This is a genomic window from Alphaproteobacteria bacterium SS10 (assembly GCA_019192455.1).
Taxonomy (GTDB): Bacteria; Pseudomonadota; Alphaproteobacteria; order TMED2; family TMED2; genus TMED2.
On sequence record JAHCML010000009.1, the window covers coordinates 142877 to 158966 of the forward strand.

14 protein-coding genes are annotated in these 16090 nt (G+C 58.9%); 5 read left to right on the forward strand and 9 right to left on the reverse strand.

What is annotated here, in order from left to right:
• Positions 1–6: 6 nt before the first annotated feature.
• The 5 genes from KI792_14190 to rph form a co-directional block, all read right to left on the reverse strand.
• Positions 7–1224: a coproporphyrinogen III oxidase gene (locus KI792_14190; protein MBV6634173.1), complete on the reverse strand. Its 1218-nt coding sequence runs from the start codon at positions 1222–1224 to the stop codon at positions 7–9.
• The gene (locus KI792_14195; GenBank protein MBV6634174.1) at positions 1190–1924 is read right to left on the reverse strand and encodes a hypothetical protein; all 735 of its coding nucleotides are present in this window, start codon (positions 1922–1924) and stop codon (positions 1190–1192) included. The genes KI792_14190 and KI792_14195 overlap by 35 nt, the downstream gene beginning before the upstream one ends.
• A 108-nt stretch (positions 1925–2032) precedes the next feature.
• Positions 2033–2716, reverse strand: a complete 684-nt coding sequence (locus tag KI792_14200) for a hypothetical protein (protein ID MBV6634175.1) — start codon at positions 2714–2716, stop codon at positions 2033–2035.
• 159 nt (positions 2717–2875) lie between these two features.
• Entirely contained in the window at positions 2876–3526 is a 651-nt protein-coding gene (gene rdgB / locus KI792_14205; protein MBV6634176.1) for an RdgB/HAM1 family non-canonical purine NTP pyrophosphatase, read from the reverse strand.
• A gap of 20 nt (positions 3527–3546) precedes the next feature.
• Positions 3547–4275, reverse strand: a complete 729-nt coding sequence (rph, locus tag KI792_14210; protein MBV6634177.1) for a ribonuclease PH — start codon at positions 4273–4275, stop codon at positions 3547–3549.
• A gap of 111 nt (positions 4276–4386) precedes the next feature.
• Between rph and hrcA the strand changes: the two genes are divergently transcribed.
• The 4 genes from hrcA (at position 4387) to dnaJ (ending at position 9974) form a co-directional block, all read left to right on the forward strand.
• Positions 4387–5484 (forward strand): heat-inducible transcriptional repressor HrcA, encoded by a 1098-nt coding sequence (hrcA, locus tag KI792_14215; GenBank protein ID MBV6634178.1) that lies wholly within the window; start codon positions 4387–4389, stop codon positions 5482–5484.
• A 126-nt stretch (positions 5485–5610) separates the two neighbouring features.
• The gene (grpE, locus tag KI792_14220; protein MBV6634179.1) at positions 5611–6381 is read left to right on the forward strand and encodes a nucleotide exchange factor GrpE; all 771 of its coding nucleotides are present in this window, start codon (positions 5611–5613) and stop codon (positions 6379–6381) included.
• 365 nt (positions 6382–6746) lie between these two features.
• Positions 6747–8702, forward strand: a complete 1956-nt coding sequence (gene dnaK, locus KI792_14225; protein ID MBV6634180.1) for a molecular chaperone DnaK — start codon at positions 6747–6749, stop codon at positions 8700–8702.
• A 135-nt stretch (positions 8703–8837) separates the two neighbouring features.
• Entirely contained in the window at positions 8838–9974 is a 1137-nt protein-coding gene (gene dnaJ / locus KI792_14230; GenBank protein ID MBV6634181.1) for a molecular chaperone DnaJ, read from the forward strand.
• Between the two features lies 1 nt (position 9975).
• Here dnaJ and KI792_14235 read toward each other — a convergent pair whose 3' ends face one another.
• On the reverse strand, positions 9976–10845 hold the full coding sequence (locus KI792_14235) for a hypothetical protein (protein MBV6634182.1): 870 nt from the start codon (positions 10843–10845) through the stop codon (positions 9976–9978).
• 138 nt (positions 10846–10983) lie between these two features.
• On the opposite strand from KI792_14235, the gene dapB reads away from it, so the two are divergent.
• Positions 10984–11841 carry a 4-hydroxy-tetrahydrodipicolinate reductase gene (dapB, locus tag KI792_14240; GenBank protein ID MBV6634183.1) on the forward strand — a complete coding sequence of 286 codons (858 nt, stop codon included), beginning with the start codon at positions 10984–10986 and terminating at the stop codon, positions 11839–11841.
• A gap of 12 nt (positions 11842–11853) precedes the next feature.
• Here the strand turns inward: dapB and KI792_14245 are convergent, their stop codons facing one another.
• The 3 genes from KI792_14245 to KI792_14255 all read right to left on the reverse strand — a co-directional run bounded on the left by KI792_14245 (position 11854) and on the right by KI792_14255 (position 15979).
• Positions 11854–14292, reverse strand: a complete 2439-nt coding sequence (locus tag KI792_14245; protein MBV6634184.1) for an FkbM family methyltransferase — start codon at positions 14290–14292, stop codon at positions 11854–11856.
• Positions 14293–14413: 121 nt separating this feature from the next.
• Complete coding sequence (locus tag KI792_14250; GenBank protein MBV6634185.1) at positions 14414–15310, reverse strand: methylated-DNA--[protein]-cysteine S-methyltransferase; 897 nt, start codon at positions 15308–15310, stop codon at positions 14414–14416.
• Between the two features lie 135 nt (positions 15311–15445).
• The gene (locus KI792_14255; protein MBV6634186.1) at positions 15446–15979 is read right to left on the reverse strand and encodes a DUF2244 domain-containing protein; all 534 of its coding nucleotides are present in this window, start codon (positions 15977–15979) and stop codon (positions 15446–15448) included.
• Between the last annotated feature and the right edge of the window lie 111 nt (positions 15980–16090).

Consider the following 16090-nt stretch of genomic DNA (forward strand, 5'->3'; position numbering starts at 1 on the left):
GGAGTTTTACGGAAGCAACGTCGATAACACGCTATTCAGCCGTTGGCGACCCGCTGCGGTCAGTGAAAGGCGCTGTTTATCCCAAGCCTGTGCATCGATTAGGCCAGCCTGCGTCAATCGTTGCACTTCCGAAACATCCAAGAGCTGGTCGATGTCGCCGCCGCCAAGTTCCTCGATCCGCAGGATTGGCAGGCCCTCGACCAGGCGCAGGCCCATCATTAGCGCCTCGGTCACCTGATCAATCGGTGCCACAACCTCAAACGGCTTGGCGCCATGGCCCGCATCCTCAACCTGCTCCAACCAGGCCTCGGGCGCCAAATGGGTGCGGGTGCCAACGCGGCTGCCGTCCGCCAGGCTAAGTCGCCCATGGGCGCCGGGACCGACACCAACATAATCGCCATAGCGCCAATAGGTCAGGTTGTGGCGGCTCTCCTCCCCTGGCGCGGCGTGGTTTGAAATCTCATAGGCCGGCATGTCAGCGGCACTGGTGATCGCTTGCGTCGCCTCAAATAAATCCCCGGCCAGCTCATCCTCCGGGATCTGGAAGACGCCACGATTGTGCAGGGTGAAGAATTGGGTCCCTGGCTCAATCGTCAGCTGATAGGCGGAGAGGTGATCACAACCAACCTCAAGCGCTTGGGTCAGCTCTGTCTCCCAGGACCCAACGCTCTGCTCGGGCCGGGCATAGATTAGATCGAAGGAAACACGGGCGAAGTAACGCTTGGCCAAGGCCACGGCGTTAAGGGCCTCCGCAGCTGAGTGCTGACGGCCGAGAAACTGAAGGTCAGTGTCGTTCAGTGCCTGTACGCCCAGTGACACCCGGTTCACGCCAGCGGCACCAAAGCCCTCAAACTTCCCCGCCTCAACTGAGGTTGGGTTGGCCTCCAAGGTGATTTCCGCCCCCTCGGCCATGGGCCAAAGCTCGGCGATTGTGTCGATTACGGCGGCGGTGGTCTGTGGGGCCATCAGTGATGGCGTGCCGCCGCCGAAGAAGATCGAGGTGACGGTCTGGCCCGGGGTCAGACGGGCGAAATGTTGGAGCTCTGTGATGAGGGCCCGGCGCCAGCGATCATGGTCCACGGCCTCACGGACATGGCTGTTAAAGTCGCAATAGGGGCATTTCTTGGCGCAGAACGGCCAATGCACATAGATGCCAAAGCCGGGCGTGGCCTTGGTCTCGCTATCTGAACTAACCGGTTTGTCCTGGACGTTTTGCCGGACCATCAGCCACCACTTCACTCTTCGGGTAGATGGCCTGAACCATCTTATCCACTGCCTTTGGTCGTGGGCTGTACTCGGCCTTTTGCGAGCGATCAAGCTGGGCAAAGGTCACAGGGCGACCGCGAGGGCCATCGACCTCAAGGATCGCATCGAAGCCAAAGCCATTATCACCGCGCGGTTTCTCGGCAATTCGGCCAACCATTTCAGCGGTATAGAGGGTTGGCTTGGCATCCATGCCATCTCGCCGAACCTCAGTCACTGCGAGTGTGGAGGTGAAGACCGCTTTTCGGTCTGCGCCAGGTTGGTCGGCAAGCTTGGCCAAGACCTTGGCATTGCCCATCTCATCATCCCGCTCACCGCCAGGGGTTTTCTCGGTCAGCAGTGCGTAATGTGGGCCGGGCCATCCGCCCAGGCTGGGGATTTCCAGGCCGGTATCTTCGGCAGCGACGATCACTTTGCTAACTGGGCGGCCAACCTTCGCCTCCACCGCGCTGAAATCGAAACCTTCTGCTGCGCCAGTGGATTTCAGGGAAGCATTTTCAGCCGTTGAATCGCCGGTCTCGTCGGCTTGTGGCAGGTCGAGGTCTTTCAGCGTCAGAACCGTGACGCCGCTGCCTTCCAGGCGCTTTTGCATCTCAACCAGCTTGCCCTGATTGTTGGAAGCCAGGACGAGAACGGAATCTTTATCGAGTGTCGGTGCCATGCGTGTTTCCCCAGAACATCTTAAGCCTGCGCACGCTTAACTAGATACGTGCTGGTGGCCTTTCTTGCAATCAGGCGGCCAGCGCTTTGGCAGTCAGTGACCAGTCAATCAGCGTCGCGGGCGCCTTGGCGACGGTGCCGCGTCTGGCTTTGCCACCCGGTCGGCCTCGGCATCTGAGGCGATGCCCGGCATCACCCGGTTGACCAGCTGGTCCAGGGCCCGCGCGGTGGGGCGGAACTGGCTGCGCTCCTCCGGCTGCATCTGGGCCAGCGTGGTTAACAGGCCAAACGGGCGGAAGATGGGGTCAAAGCCAGCGCTGATCGTGCCCTGTGGGATGATTGAGATGACGCCGTCGATGGCTGCCCGCTCATGCACCACCTCACCATCAGGCCAGGCAATGGCGATATTACTGACCAGCTGCGCGCCCCGATCCGGAAGGATAGAGGCCCCGGCATCCAGCAGGCTTTGTAGGATATGGGCGTTGTTATCGTCGTTTTTGTTCGGGCGGTTGATGTCCAGCATGCGGACACCGGGGTAGCCACCCAGCGCCTCAACTTCCAACCCCTTGGCCTCGGCAATGGCGGGCAGGCCGGTTGAACGGGCAGCCGTGACGGCCCGGGCGATCGCCGCTTCTTGAAGGGTTTTGCCCAGATCCTCTGGTGCCTTGCCGCGCTTATCCACTAGTCTGTGGACGCGGTCGATGGCGCCAGCCGTCGGGCTTTGCACCTCAAAGAGGAAGCCATAATGGTTGCTGGCGATAACCAGTTCGCGATGTTCTAGCTGTCGGGTCATGTCCCAAGCGCCTGAGCTAGCGCCGCTGTTGCTAAGATCATGGCGGCGGACGCTACGCCTGGTTCATGAAAATGGGCAGCAACCAATGGCCGCCGAAAACGCATAACAGATCGGCTGAAAACTCAGGCGTTTGCACATGATTAGGGGGCGGGTGGTCGCCTAGCCGGGAAAGCAGCGTTCCCGGAGCAGGGCAAAGGCGTTGGCGCGGTGGCTGATCGCTTGCTTTTCCGTCGGGTCCATCTCAGCGAAGGTGACCTCATAACCATCGGGTATGAAGACGGGATCATAGCCAAACCCCTTCTCCCCGCGCATGGGCCAGGTGATGCTGCCCTCGCAGCGCCCCTCAACCACCTCCACATGACCGTCCGGCCAAGCGAGGGCGAGCGCGCTGATAAAGGCGGCTGATTTATCGGCATTACCGCTGGCCTGCATGCGGTCATGGACCTTGGTCATGGCCATCACCCAGTCACGGGCGGGCAGCTTCTCACCGTCGGGCCCTTCCTCAGCCCAATCGGCGGTGTATACGCCGGGCGCACCATCCAGGGCGGCCACGCTTAGCCCGCTATCATCGGCGAGGGCTGGTTTGCCGGACGCGCTGGCGGCGGCGAGGGCCTTGATCGTGGCATTGGCCATGAAGGTGGTGCCAGTTTCCTCAGGCACATCGAGGCCAAGCTCACCGGCGCTAGTCATATGGGGCACCCGGCCCTCAAGCAGGGCCGCAATCTCTGGCACCTTGCCCTTATTGTGGGTGGCGATCACCAGGGTATCGCCATCGAAAAGCCTTGGGGTCGCCCTTGGGGTTTCGCTCATCCGCTTAATCCTTGGCCCGGTTAGCGCTTCAACGCTTGGGTCTGAAGGGCGGCAAGCTCGGTGCAGCCCTGCTCGGCGAGGCCCATCAGGGCGTTAAACTCGTCCCGGCTGAACGGGCGCTCCTCGCCCGTGCCCTGGATCTCAACAATCCCGCCAGAGCCGGTGAGCACGAAGTTGGCGTCGACCACGGCGTTGCTGTCCTCTGCATAGTCCAGGTCCAGCACAGGCATGTCGCCATAAACCCCGCAGGAGACGGCGGCCACACTATCGGTCAGGGGAATTGCATCGATGGCCTTAATCGCCAGCAAATGCTGAAGCGCCAGGTGTAGGGCCACATAACCGCCGGTGATGGCGGCCGTACGTGTGCCGCCATCGGCCTGAATGACGTCGCAATCGATCTTGATCTGGATCTCGCCCAGCTTCTCCAAATCTATGATGGAGCGTAAGGCACGGCCAATAAGACGCTGAATCTCTTGGGTTCTGCCCGATTGCTTACCACGGGCGGCTTCCCGGCCCGTGCGGCTGCCGGTGGAGCGGGGAAGCATGCCGTATTCTGCTGTCACCCAGCCACGGCCGGAATTGCGCATCCAGCCCGGCACCCCATCCTCAACACTGGCGGTGCACAGCACATGGGTGTGGCCAAACTTAATCAGGCAGGAGCCTTCGGCATGGATTGAGACATCGGTTTCGATCTCAATCGCGCGCATGGCGTTGGCCTCACGGCCAGAGGGGCGGCTGGTGCTAGTCATGGGTAATTCCGCTGTCATCGGTGATGGTTTGATTGGTGGCGGGCTCTATAGCATAGGGTTGATTGCTTCCCCACCCTTGCTGATCGCCGCTGTCGCTTTTAAATTCAGCCTATGACCGACACGATCAAAAAACCCGGCTTTAGCCTGAGTGAAGGCGCGGAAACCCGCCCAGAATCACCGTTGAATGCGTTGAACGAACGCTCACGCGAGGTGCTGCGCATCATCGTTGATAGCTATGTTGAAAGCGGCGAGCCGGTGGGATCGCGCACCATTTCCCGGTCTATGGAGATGGGGCTATCCCCTGCCACCATTCGCAATGTGATGTCGGATTTGGAGGAGGCGGGCCTGCTCCATTCCCCCCATACCTCGGCCGGTCGACTGCCCACCGATGCGGGTTTACGGCTGTTCGTTGATGGCTTGCTGCAGGTGGGTGAGGTTGGCACCCATGAGCGGCAATCGATTGAGGCGCTAGGCGGTGCCGCCGGCAAAACCATGCCGGAGATGTTAAGCGATGCCACGGCGATGCTGTCCGGTTTGTCCCGGTGTGCTGGGCTTGTTGCGGCACCGAAACGAGAAATGCCGCTGAAGCAGATTGAGTTCGTTCAGCTCGGCCCCGGTCAGGCCTTGGTGGTGATGGTCACCCAGGATGGGTTGGTTGAGAACCGGGTGCTGGACATCCCGCCCGGTGTGCCGCAATCGGCCCTGCGTCAGGCGGCCAATTATCTGAATGCGCGCCTTGTCGGCCGTTCTATTGAGGATGCCCGTACTGAGATCCTGGCTGAGATTGAGACCAGGCAGAGCCAGCTGGACACCCTATCCTCCCAGATTGTTGAGGCCGGGCTCGCCGATTGGTCCGGTGATCAGTCCGGCACACTGATCATCAAGGGGCAGGCCAATCTGCTCGATGATATTCAGGCGTTGGAAGACCTCGAGCGGGTCCGCCAACTGTTTGAGGATTTGGAGAACCAGGAAACGGTGATGCGGGTCCTGGATGCAACCGACCGCGCTGAGGGTGTGCAAATTTTCATTGGCGCCGATAACCGCCTGTTCTCCAGCGCGGGCTGTTCCGTCATCGTCGCGCCCTATCACAACAGTGCCCAAGAGGTGGTGGGGGCAATCGGCGTGATTGGCCCAACGCGGCTCAACTATGCCCGGATCATCCCCATGGTCGATTACACGGCCAAGGTTATCGGCAAGATGATGGGCTAAGTTTATCGATCAGGCGGTCTGGTCGCGTTCCCAGGTCGACTTCCCACCATAAAGACCCTATATCCGCCTCAGGCCGATTTCGGTCGCGCCCATACCTGTCCGAGATACCAATTGAGAAATCGCAATATGGCGAACAACAAACCGAAAGCCGAACCAACCGCTGATGCGCCGCAGAATGGCGAGGATACGCCCCTAGCTGTTGACCCAACCCTGGGTGAACAGGGCGAGGCCCAACCCCAGCCAGGTCAGGCGAGCGATGCCTATAAGGCGGCAGAGCAAGCCGACCCGCAACCGGCCGATGCGACCCCGCCGTTCCTCCGTGATGATGAACAGCCAGCCGATGGTGAGCCGGCCCAGGCCGCGCCCGACAATGTGACGCCGTTTGTTGATCCAAGTGAAGAACTGGCCGCTCTGCAGACCCAGGTTGATGATCTGCGTGATCGCTTACTTCGCTCTGCTGCGGAAACCGAGAATGTGCGCCGCCGGCTTGAGAAAGAGAAGACGGATGCCAGCAAGTTCGCGGTCGGTAAGTTCGCCGAAGACATGCTGAGTGTGGCCGATAACTTCGCCCGTGGCCTCGATGCCGTGCCACAGGATGCGCTGGATGCTGCCGATGATCGGCTTAAGAACCTATTCGACGGTATCCGTGCCGTTGATAAGGAGCTGCAATCCGCCCTGAAGCGCCATGGCGTCGTGCAGATTGAGATTGCCGAGGATGAAATCTTCGACCCGAACAAACATGAAGTGATGTTTGAGGTGGAAGATCCGTCCAAGCCACGGGGCACGATCATGCAGGTTCTGCAACCCGGCTATATGGTGCATGAGCGGCTGCTACGCCCTGCTCGCGTTGGGGTCACCAAGGGTGGCGCCGATGGTCCGGTCAATCAGACCGCATAAAACCAGGCTTTGTTAGGCCGACCGCAAGATTTGGAAATAGGCTGATTTCTGCGCTCTTGTTGGTTGGCGAATGGGTAAAAGCTTTCCCGGCAGCCGCAATTACGCCACTTTTCCTGGCGTTGCCGTGTTGCACCACCCGTCGGGACTGCCTATATCCGCTATGGCTGCTTGTCGGTTCGGTGTTTGCGCAGTATTCCAGCGCCCCAACCGGACACCCCATTAAGGGGTGGGCAGCCAGCTAGATGATAATTTTTGGAGGCTGGCAGGGCCGCTTTAGATTTTAAGGACTGCTAGTTTTCCGCCGCCATATGGCCCGACAGACAGATGTAACGGGCCGGTCCAACAAGGGGCATGAGTGAGAGACGATGAGTAAAGTTATTGGCATTGATTTGGGCACGACCAATTCCTGTGTCGCCGTTATGGATGGCGGCCAAGGTAAGGTGATCGAGAACGCCGAGGGCGCGCGCACGACCCCCTCGATGGTCGCCTTCGGTAAGGATGGTGAGCGCCTCGTCGGTCAGCCGGCAAAACGCCAGGCTGTGACCAACCCAGACAAAACCCTCTATGGCATTAAGCGCCTGATCGGCCGCCGCTTCGATGAGAAGCAGGTCAAAGAGATGGTTGAGAAAGCGCCGTTCAATATCGCTGCTGGCGATAATGGCGATGCTTGGGTTGAGGTGGGTGACGAGAAATATGCCCCATCCCAGATTTCCAGCTTTGTCCTGTCCAAGCTGAAAGAAACCGCTGAGGCTTATCTCGGCGAAGATGTGACCCAGGCGGTCATCACTGTTCCTGCGTACTTCAACGACAGCCAGCGCCAGGCCACCAAAGACGCCGGTAAGATTGCTGGTCTTGAAGTTCTGCGCATCATCAACGAGCCGACCGCGGCCGCACTCGCCTACGGGCTCGAGAAGAAGGGCACCGGCACCATCGCCGTTTATGACCTTGGCGGCGGTACCTTTGACGTCTCAATCCTCGAGATTGGCGATGGCGTGTTTGAGGTGAAGGCCACCAATGGTGACACCTTCCTCGGCGGTGAAGACTTCGACAACAAGATCATCGACTACCTGGCCGAAGAGTTCAAAAAGGAGAACAGCATTGATCTCCGTAAGGACAAGCTGGCCCTGCAGCGCCTGAAAGAGGCCGCAGAGAAGGCGAAGATTGAGCTGTCCTCCACCACCTCCACCGATGTGAACGAGCCGTTCATCAGCGGTGACCAGGATGGTCCAAAGCACCTGAATATCACCCTGACCCGCTCGAAGCTGGAGGCGCTGGTCGCCGATCTGGTTAAGCGGTCGATCCAACCTTGTAAGGCTGCGCTGAAAGATGCTGGCCTCAAGGCATCTGAGATTGATGAGGTGATCCTGGTCGGTGGTATGACCCGGATGCCTAAGATCATCGAGGCGGTCGAAGAATTCTTCGGTAAAGAGCCACACCGTGGTGTGAACCCGGATGAGGTTGTGGCCGTTGGTGCCGCGATCCAGGGCGGCGTTCTGAAGGGCGATGTTAAAGACGTCCTGCTGCTCGACGTGACCCCGCTTTCCCTTGGTATTGAAACCCTGGGCGGTGTGTTCACCCGTTTGATTGAGCGCAACACCACCATCCCAACCAAGAAGAGCCAGACCTTTTCAACCGCTGAGGACAATCAGAACGCNGTGACGATCCGCGTCTTCCAAGGTGAGCGTGAGATGGCAGCGGATAACAAGCCGCTGGGCCAATTCGACCTCGTCGGTATTCCGCCAGCACCCCGTGGCGTGCCACAGATTGAGGTGACCTTCGACATTGATGCCAACGGTATCGTCCAGGTCTCCGCTAAGGATAAGGCCACCGGTAAAGAGCAGCAGATCCAGATCCAGGCTTCTGGCGGCCTCTCTGATTCCGATATCGACCAGATGGTGAAGGACGCAGAGAGCAACGCGTCCGATGACCAAAAGCGTCGTGAAGTTGTGGAAGCCCGCAACCAGGCCGATGGCCTCGTCTACTCAACTGAGAAGTCGTTGGAAGAAGCCGGTGACAAGATCTCCGTTGAAGAGCGTCAGGACATCGAAACCGCCATTGCCGCCACGAAGGAGGCAATGGAAGGCGACAACCCAGAAGCCATTAACGAGGCCCGCGAAGAGCTGCAAAAGGCAGCGATGAAGCTGGGTGAGGCCATGTACAAGCAGAGCCAGGAAGAGGCCGCAGCCGAGGGTGGTGACGATGCCGCCGATGCTGATGCCGCTGACGAGGCCGCGCGTAAGGCCGAGGCCGATGAGGGTGTTGTCGATGCCGAGTTTGAGGAAGTCGACGAAGACGAGCAGGGCGATAAAAAGGCCAGCTAACCCGGTCTTTTGTCCTTTGGTCCGCTAATGGGCATGGCTTAAAGGCCGGGTGTTTGGCAAACAGCACCCGGCTTTGCCATTTCCAGATCACTTGTTCCGCCAACCCTCTTACTTGCTGTTTCGGATTAGCCAAGCATGTCAAAACAGGATTACTACGAACTGCTCGGTGTGGATAAAGGCGCCTCGGCTGATGAGCTGAAGAGTGCCTACCGCAAACAGGCGATGAAGTATCACCCCGACCGCAATCCGGGTGATGAGGCGGCCGAGCTTAAGTTTAAGGAAGTCAGCGAAGCGTACGACATACTGCGTGATGATGATAAGCGCGCGGCCTATGACCGTTATGGTCATGCGGCGTTTGAAGGCGGCGGCGGTCCAGGCGGTGGCGCTGGTGACTTCGGCTTTGGCGCCAACTTCGCCGATATCTTTGATGAGATGTTTGGCGACTTCATGGGCAGCAAGCGCGGCGGCGGCAAGGCCTCCAGCCGTGGCTCAGACCTCCGCTACAATCTAGAAATCGATTTAGAACAAGCCTTTAAGGGCGATAAGGTTCAAGTACGCGTCCCAACCTCGGTGATCTGTGAGGCCTGTGATGGCACCGGCGCTGAAGGTAAGAGCGAGCCTGAAACTTGCCCAACCTGTGGTGGCGTTGGTCGCGTACGGGCCCAGCAGGGCTTCTTTATGATTGAGCGTACGTGCCCCACCTGTAGTGGTGCCGGTAAGATCATCAAAAACCCCTGTCGGGTCTGTTCTGGCTCTGGGCGCGTACGCAAAGAGAAGAGCCTTAGCGTCAATATCCCCTCAGGTGTTGAAGATGGTACGCGTATCCGCCTCGCCGGTGAGGGTGAGGCAGGGCTACGCGGTGCGCCAGCCGGTGACCTCTATATCTTCCTGACCGTACAGCCGCATGATTTCTTCATGCGCTCCGGTTCCGACCTTGGTTGCCGGGTGCCAATCCCGATGACCACGGCGGCCATGGGTGGTCAGATTGAAGTCCCAACCATTGATGGTAAGCGCGCCCGGGTGACGGTGCCGGCGGGTACCCAGACCGGCCAAGCCTTCCGCCTCAAAGGCAAGGGCATGTCGATCCTACGCTCCCAAACCAGGGGCGATATGATGATCGAAACGGTTGTCGAGACACCGCGCAATCTGTCGGCCAGGCAGAAAGAGCTACTGAAAGAGTTCGATCAGGAAGGCAAGCCAGGCGCCAACAGCCCGGAATCAGAGGGCTTCTTCTCCAAAGTGAAAGAGCTTTGGGAAGATTTGAAGGACTAGGTCAAACCGGTCCGGTGATTGGGTTGATGACCCCCTTGGGCCGCGCCTCATAGCCCAGTCGCTCCAGCAGCTCTTGATAGCTTGGTTGCTGCTCAAAGAATGTCAGCATCGGTAGCGGCACATCTTTTGCTGTACCTTTGGTAATGCCGCTGGACGTACGCCCGCTACGATCCCCGGTCAGAGCGGGCGCAATGGCCAAGTCAGTCGCCTCGCTCTCATCCGCTCGGCTTAACCCTAGACCGCTGATCATCTCTCTGTCCACCTGATCAGGTGCCTCGATAAAGGCTTCATGCTGGAAGATTGGGGTGGTCTCAATCGCCTTGGCAAAGGCCAGGTAGCCAAGCAGGAAGTGATTTATCTCTTGTGGATTCAGTAGCTTATCCTGATATCGCTGCATGCCGATCAGGCTCATAAACATGGCAAGCGGATGCCGGACCAGTGTAACCGCACGGATGCTGTAGTGTTTGGCCAGCAGGTCCCTGGTAACCATGCGCTGGTCAGCCCGCTCTGCTTCCGGCCAGCCATGGAAGTCCAGATGCGGCCAATCACGGATAACAACGGGTCGGCCTGCTGATTGAAAATGATCGATGACTTGGCAAAGCCAATGCTCATTGTTCTCCGCCTCATCAAGCGCGGCGCTGGGTGGGCTGTCAGGCATGGTGGTGCCGTAATACTCTTCCGCCTGATGCACGATATGGAAAAGGTGCCCGCGCCCTGGCTCCATGCGGTTAATATAGGCCGGGCCTCGTGGGTGGATCTCACTAAATGTGGCGGCGCCCGTGGCGGCGGTCAGGTAGCGCGCGACGGCGGTGCCACCAGACCTGGAGAGGCAGTGGAACATGGCCACTGATTTGTCGCCAGATTGGCTCATAATCACATCGCGATGTCTTTGGGGTGGCCGATCTCTACCGGCACGATGATCTGTCGTGCTATAGCCTGCTGAATGCTGGAGGTCAGTCAACTAGAACTGTCCTAAGCACCGAAAACTTCAGGGCTGGAGGTAACCCCCATGCTGAACACATCACAGGGCCAAGGCCAAGCCACCGCGCGGGTTGGATTGATTGGTGCTAAGGGCCGCATGGGGAAAAGCATTGCGACGGAGCTGTGGTCGCTTCAGCAGGCGGGTTCCGGTCCATCGCTTGCTGGCCTCGCCGTTCGGGCGGGTGATGGGTTGATTGGCCAGCCTGCCAGTGATGCGCTGGGCTTGGCTGGTTGTGATGCGGTGTCGATGAGTACGCTTGCGGCACTGCCTGATGGGCTCGATGTGCTGATCGACTTCTCCTCCGCAGCGGCATTGGCTGATAACCTTGCCTTCGCCCGTGAGAAGCAGTTGCCAATCCTTATTGGGACAACCGGCTTGGACGATCAGGCCTTGTCCGCGATTGATGCGGCTGCTGCTGATATCCCAGTGATACTGGCGGCAAATACCAGTCTTGGCATCAATCTGCTGTTGGACACGGTTGCCCGGTTGTCAGCTACTCTGCCCGCTGATCTTGCCGATATTGAGATTGTGGAGATGCATCATGGCGGGAAGCGGGATGCCCCTTCCGGCACTGCGCTTGCCTTGGGAGAGGCCGCCGCTGCGGGGCGCGGGCGGTCGCTTGCTGAGATACAGAAGCTCTCAAGAGAGGGTGACACAGGCATCCGCCCAGATGGCCAGATTGGCTTTGCCACCTTGCGTGGTGGGGATGTGGCTGGCGAGCATACAGTTATCTTCGCCACGGCCGGTGAGCGGATAGAACTTACCCACCGTTGCACTGACCGTGCCGTCTTTGCCAGGGGTGCCGTACGTGCCGCAGTATGGCTAGCTGCCAAGCGGGGCCAGCCTGGCAGGTACACCATGTCTGATGTGCTCGGTCTGGTGTGACCTTCGCTTGTTCTACACGACCGTGAACAAGCTTGGGTCGCGCGCTTCATAGCCAGTTTCGGCCAGTAAGGCTTCATAGGCTGGTGAAGCCTCAATCAGCGCCATTTGGGCAGCGCTTACCTCAATCGGTGCTTTGGGCTCGATTGCCTTGGCTGCCCGGGCATCATTATCGCCGGTGATCTTCACCGGCTCACTCTGCAGCTTCTCAGCATAGTTGGGGCTGAAGGCCAGGCCGAGCGCGTCGCACATGGCCTTAACAACCTGATCCGGTTGTTGGACGAAATCCTCATATTTGAAGCGCGGGGCATCGCCTGCGGCTTCTAGGAACCGGACATAGCCTGCGAGGAAATCCTCACAACCCCGGGCGCTTTCCAAGAACTCCCGTGTGCCCTCACCCTGGGCCAGTGACCGCAAAAGGGTAACCGGGTGCCGAAGGATGGTGATCGCCGTTGGTTGATAGTGCTTGGCCAGCATTTCCGTGGTTACCAACCGGTTGCTGCGGTTACTAGTAAACTGCCAGCCGAGGAAGTCTAGATGGGCCCAATCCCTAACAACTGGCCGTCGCTCCCGATCAAAGACCTGGTCGAGTACGGCAATTGTCAGCGCCTCATCATTATCGCCAGCCTCTAGGGCCTCTTGATTTTCAGGCAGGGTGATGTCGAACCACTCCCGCGCCTGATGGGCAATGTTGAACCGTTCTGGTGATTTGGCATCCAGCTTGGCGGTCATGGATGGGCCAAGTGGGTGGATCTCGCTAAACAGACAGGTCTGGGGCATCGCTGCCAAGCAGCGGGACATGATGGTGGCGCCGCTTCGCGCCAGGGCATGAACGACACGTACAGTCCGTCCGGGATGGCGGGATTCAACCGTAACGCTGGGATCGGCCGATCCGGTGATATCGCGGAACCGCTTACCGAAGCCACCACTCCATAACTCGGCATTTCGGTGATCAGGTTCCCGGGTCATTAGGCGATTGAAAAAGCCCGGAACATCACCGTCGATGCTGACATTACCCCGGATAATCACAAGCATTGCCCGGCGAAGCACTTCAATCGGCATATGCTGTGTTTTAACAATCTCCTGAAGCGAATTCAGGGTCTGTGCCGAGGTCATAAAGAAGCCTGAGAAGGCGTTATCGGTTAGACGCGTACACAGCATTGTGCACACCAACCAATCATTGATTGGGCCCTTTAGCGGTAGGGCATCATAGGCGGGTGCCGGTGACAGGAACGGCATCTGGATCGATGCCTCGCCCGTGCCCAATATGTCGATTGCCCGGCCAATGATTTTTAACTGTGCGCTTCGAAGTGCCAAATCACGCGCAATACGTGCGGCACTGATCAGCGCCGATGGATCTTCCTGCTGGTATTGTGGGCAGGTGGTCATCAGCTGCCAGGCTTGCTGCAAATGGGCAAGGCGCAGTGCTGTTGCCTCGCTATCTGGTGGTGTGGTGCCATCACTGGTCGGTTGGGGACCGATAAGGCTGGCTGCCGCCCAATGGCTGAGGGCATCTCGATACTGACCGGCGCCTAGGTCATCCGCCTGCTGGCCCCATTTAAGCCATACGCCGCCAATCATAGTGGCCCATGGCTGCTGTCGTATAACGAGGCTCCAATCCGGGGCTTGGGCGGGCAGGGCGGACAGTGTCTCCACCAGTAGGCCACGCTTGGCCAGCTGCTCTGCCCGGTCCGGCTTACAGCCAAATAGGTTCAGCTGGAAGCCATCAATCTCTTCCGACAAGTCGAATGGACGAAGTGCCTGGATACCGCGAATGCTGACATAAGCTTTGTATCCAATGTCCTCAAAGGCGGCGATCAGGGATTTGTTGACCTCACCACCATGCTTCAGTTCGAACATGACGAGCGGTGAATGCTCGGCGAAGAACTGCTTGCCGCCACGAATAATCGATTCCTCTGCGCCTTCAGCGTCCAGTTTGACGAAATCAATCTGCTCATCAGGGAAGGCATCACTCATCAACTGATCGAGGGTCGAGAGCGCCACCTTCTCGGTATTCTCGCTAGCCTCTTCCGCGAGGGCATTGAGTTCTGGGCTGTTCGAAATCGTCAGGAAGCCATCACCGGTACTGTCGGATAGGGCCAGTTGATGGACAGAGATGTTTTCAAACCCATTTGCCTCAACAGACTGGCGCAGGTAATCGGCGGTGGTGCTGGCGGGCTCTACCGCCCAAAACTTGCCAGACGGGCCCGACGCTTTGGCTGCTGCAAGGGTGTAGATGCCAAAATTTGCCCCGATATCCAGCATGCGCATGTTCGGCGCGCTCAGCTTTCGAACGAAGTCTAGCTCATGCTCAAACCAATCTTCCTGCTCCAGCAGGACATAGGGCGTAATCTGGGAAAGGTCATTGGGAACAACGGTTAAGGCACCGTCTTTCGACTCAATCGTCAGTTTCTCGACCGCGGGACTCGGGTCAAAGGGGGCAAGAGCAGCCATCGGAGAGGATCCAGGGGCGGGGTAGGGAACAGTTTTTAGCACTGCCAACGTCGCGCGCCAGTGCCACGATGTCCACTGTAAAGCCAGGAACCAACCAGATGGTTAAAACCTAGTTGATGCTCTACGAGGCCGCTGTGACGGCTGGGTTGCTGGCGAACTCCTGGGCCAGCAGCAGCCGCTTACGCCCAATGCCCCAGCGATAGGCATGGATCATCCCGGTTGAGGTGATGGCCCGATGGCATGGAACTAACCAACTGATTAGATTGGCACCACAGGCACTGCCGACCGCCCGTGTCGCTTTCGGTGCCCCGATGGAGGCCGCCAGTTCGCCATAGCTGGCCACTTGCCCTGGCGGAATACGCAGGAGGGCATGCCAGACCTTAAGCTGGAAATTCGTCCCGCGCAGCAGCAGTTTTGGCGGGCTGTCTTTGGCTTTTTTGCCACCCGGCATAAGCCAGGACAGGGCGGTCTGTGCCGTCTTCGCAATCGCTTCATCATTGCGGAGTCGGGTGGCCCGCGACCACTCCTCATGGAACTGGGCTTCTGCGCTGCTCGGGTTGTCGGGATCAGCAAAGGCCAGCCAGCAAATACCCCGATCGGTGGTGCCGAGTAGGACCGGGCCGAGCGGCGAGATCGCCCAACCATAGGTAATCTCAAGCCCTGCGCCTAAGTCCTTGTATTCACCGGGAGTCATCGCCTCCGTCGCGACGAAAAGATCGTGCAAACGGCTCGGTCCGGACAGCCCAGTCTCCAAAGACGTCTCTAACAGGCTGACTCCATTATCTAAATACGACCTCGCATGGGCGAGGGTGGCGAACTGTAAGAACCGCTTTGGGCTGACCCCCACATGTTGGGTAAAGGCACGCTGGTAATGTGGCGCGCTCCACCCGGCCCGGTTGGCCAGCTGTTCCAAGCTTGGCTGGCTCTGCCAGTTTGCCGCCAGATATTCCAGGCTGTCGCCGATGGCGGCGCTGATGGCGCTGTCAGGTTCGGGATTTGGGGGTAGTGGCTCTGCCATGGCGGTAACTTGTGCGCTGCTGGGCGACATGACCAGCCTCCTTCAATTCTCTCACGTTTGAAGCAGGGTAGTCATCGGCCCAATCGGCCGACACCCGATTATTGCGATTTTAGTTCTACGGGCGGAGATGGCGGCCTATTCGGCGGCAAGGGCAGCTTGGGGACGACGCCAGCGATCAAGGGCGCGCTGCAGGGCGGCGGCAAAATCAGCCCGTTCTTCCGGTGCAAGGAAACTGCCAATCGTGATGGATTTGCCGTGGCTGGTCAGGCGGATCTGACTGTCATGTTCCACCGGTTCGGCGATATGCACATGCAGCCAATAGGGCTGGAACGTCCAGCGGGTGTGCTTGCCCCAATGGTCACGCCGATCCACAACCAGGCGGCTCTCGGTTAATTTCACCGTCTCGTAAGTGCGGCCGGATTTGTAGTTTGCCCGGAACAGGCAATAAAGCAGCAGCACATCAAGCCCAAGGAAGCCAACCACAGGCCAGGCGCCAATGGCGAAGAAGAAGCTGCCAACGGTTAGCGACAGCATCACCACACCCGCCATTAACAGGCGAAAGCCACGCGGCGACAGGCTGCGATTGGGGTGCAGGATGGCGTCGAAGAACACCGCCTCGGCTGCCCGATCATCGCCCCGCTTTGGCTGCTGATTGTGGTTGCTGTCCATGCTCATGGCCTAGCAATATGGCGTCGCTTCGGCTATCGGGAAAGCGCCAGCTTGCCGCGCCTGCCCGTCGGTATAGCTATCGGTATTGATCTTGGCGTTCAGCATGACTGA

What these genes read in the sequence shown, in the direction of transcription:
- KI792_14190 (MBV6634173.1), bottom strand. Translation starts at nt 1,224, where the DNA reads ATGGTCCGGCAAAACGTCCAGGACAAACCGGTTAGTTCAGATAGCGAG.
- KI792_14195 (MBV6634174.1), bottom strand. Translation starts at nt 1,924, where the DNA reads ATGGCACCGACACTCGATAAAGATTCCGTTCTCGTCCTGGCTTCCAAC.
- KI792_14200 (MBV6634175.1), bottom strand. Translation starts at nt 2,716, where the DNA reads ATGACCCGACAGCTAGAACATCGCGAACTGGTTATCGCCAGCAACCAT.
- rdgB (MBV6634176.1), bottom strand. Translation starts at nt 3,526, where the DNA reads ATGAGCGAAACCCCAAGGGCGACCCCAAGGCTTTTCGATGGCGATACC.
- rph (MBV6634177.1), bottom strand. Translation starts at nt 4,275, where the DNA reads ATGACTAGCACCAGCCGCCCCTCTGGCCGTGAGGCCAACGCCATGCGC.
- hrcA (MBV6634178.1), top strand. Translation starts at nt 4,387, where the DNA reads ATGACCGACACGATCAAAAAACCCGGCTTTAGCCTGAGTGAAGGCGCG.
- grpE (MBV6634179.1), top strand. Translation starts at nt 5,611, where the DNA reads ATGGCGAACAACAAACCGAAAGCCGAACCAACCGCTGATGCGCCGCAG.
- dnaJ (MBV6634181.1), top strand. Translation starts at nt 8,838, where the DNA reads ATGTCAAAACAGGATTACTACGAACTGCTCGGTGTGGATAAAGGCGCC.
- KI792_14235 (MBV6634182.1), bottom strand. Translation starts at nt 10,845, where the DNA reads ATGAGCCAATCTGGCGACAAATCAGTGGCCATGTTCCACTGCCTCTCC.
- dapB (MBV6634183.1), top strand. Translation starts at nt 10,984, where the DNA reads ATGCTGAACACATCACAGGGCCAAGGCCAAGCCACCGCGCGGGTTGGA.
- KI792_14245 (MBV6634184.1), bottom strand. Translation starts at nt 14,292, where the DNA reads ATGGCTGCTCTTGCCCCCTTTGACCCGAGTCCCGCGGTCGAGAAACTG.
- KI792_14250 (MBV6634185.1), bottom strand. Translation starts at nt 15,310, where the DNA reads ATGGCAGAGCCACTACCCCCAAATCCCGAACCTGACAGCGCCATCAGC.
- KI792_14255 (MBV6634186.1), bottom strand. Translation starts at nt 15,979, where the DNA reads ATGGACAGCAACCACAATCAGCAGCCAAAGCGGGGCGATGATCGGGCA.